1 protein-coding gene is annotated in these 1,549 nt (G+C 61.6%); it reads left to right on the top strand.

Annotated features, from left to right (window positions below; genetic code table 11):
- The first annotated feature begins 810 nt into the window (after positions 1 to 810).
- Complete coding sequence (locus G6N47_RS16355) at positions 811 to 1,548, top strand: GAP family protein (protein ID WP_083134338.1); 738 nt, start codon at positions 811 to 813, stop codon at positions 1,546 to 1,548.
- Position 1,549 lies beyond the last annotated feature (1 nt).

The following is a 1,549-nucleotide window of genomic DNA, read 5'->3' as shown; positions in this document are numbered from 1 at the left end:
TGAAGTGCTCCTGTACCATCCCCCCATTGAAGGGCTCCCTGCGAGGGAGAACCCCATCTATGTATCACATACGCGAACCCGCGCCGGCCTTTCATGCAAAACAGTTCGGCCCTATTTCGCGACAATTGCGTTCCACATAGTCCAGCCTCTTAGCGCGCGCCCGCTCGGCGTTAACCACCCGCCAGTCCACCGCCGGAACATGAGCGAAGGTCGCTCATAAGCAGCGCCATTCCTCGTCGTCAACGTATTTGGCATTCGTTTAATTAAAAATGGGACGGAAATGCCACCGAGGAGGAAATTACGCGAGGTCCCGGGCGGACCCGCCGACCATCTCGGCCCTGCCGCCACGACCCTCGAGTCGCCCGCGGCATACGCACGAAAGATACTGCGGCGCTTGCTATCTGCTGGCACCCCGCCGTCGGCCAGCCGGCAAGAGGTGGGCACCGAACTCAGGCGAGTTGGTTGTCCCCTACGCCCCCCCAACAAGCTGAACAGCGACGACCGCACCGCGGTACTGCTGGTCGGCATGCCCCGAGGCTACCCCCTGGACATCGGGATAAACATGTGCTTTTGGCCGGAAAATATCGCACTCCGTTCGCGCTAATTCGCCGCATGTCACATAACAAGCAATTCGTCGCGTGTCGGATAACACTAAATCGGCCACCGTCGCGCACCTTAAATGAGCATTTCTTGTGAATCTGTTGTGCTCTGATTGCGCAATTTCCTCAGGTCTCCCTTTTGCACCGCGCAGCACTCCAACCTCAAAACTCCCGACGGAGAACACAGAGGCAACAAGGTAGTGTTCGGGCCATGTGGAGCTCCGTATTGGGGCTGGCGCTCCTGGGGGCACTCCATCCGGTGCGTCTCGGTCTGACTCTCCTGATCATCTCTCGGCCACGGCCCGTGCTGAACTTGCTCGCCTACTGGCTTGGCGGACTGACGTTGAGCGTTCCCGTCCTGCTTGTCCCGCTTGTCGTCGTGCACTCCACACCGATGTTCAAATCTGTTACGCACGAGTCGGGCACCGCGGCCGCGAGTTCCACCGTCCGGCACATCCAACTCGGGATAGGTGTGTTTGCCTTGTCGATCGCCGCGCTGATCACGGTGCGCTACTTGTCCCGGCAGCGAACGCGCCTGGTGGCACCGGGAAACAACCCGTCGAGCATGGCGGCGGACTCCGATGCACCGATCGCAATCCGGCGGCTGCTGGGCCGCGCTCAGGATGCGTGGGAGAACGGGTCGTTGTGGGTCGCATGGGTCATCGGGGTTGTATCGGTATCGGTCGACGGGGTTCTCTTCGTGGCCGCGATCATCGTTGCCTCCGCAGCCGCGATCGGGACGCAGGCCGCCGCAGCGGTCGCCTACCTCGTTCTGCTGTATGTGGTCGTCGAGGTCATCCTCGTCGCGTACCTGGCCACGCCGGCGAAAACCCAAGCGGTGCTACGACGGCTGCATGACTGGGCGTCGGCTCATCGTCACCACGTCCTCATTGCGATCTTCGCCGTGGTCGGGGTTTCCCAGGTGGCGCAGGGCGTCGGCATCGTCTGAC

Origin of the sequence: Mycobacterium branderi, assembly GCF_010728725.1 — a bacterium.
GTDB lineage: Bacteria > Actinomycetota > Actinomycetes > Mycobacteriales > Mycobacteriaceae > Mycobacterium > Mycobacterium branderi.
This window is presented reverse-complemented; position numbering and strand designations above follow the sequence as displayed.

Excerpts from the sequence above, each read along its gene's own strand:
- G6N47_RS16355 (WP_083134338.1), top strand. The coding sequence starts at position 811 with ATGTGGAGCTCCGTATTGGGGCTGGCGCTCCTGGGGGCACTCCATCCG.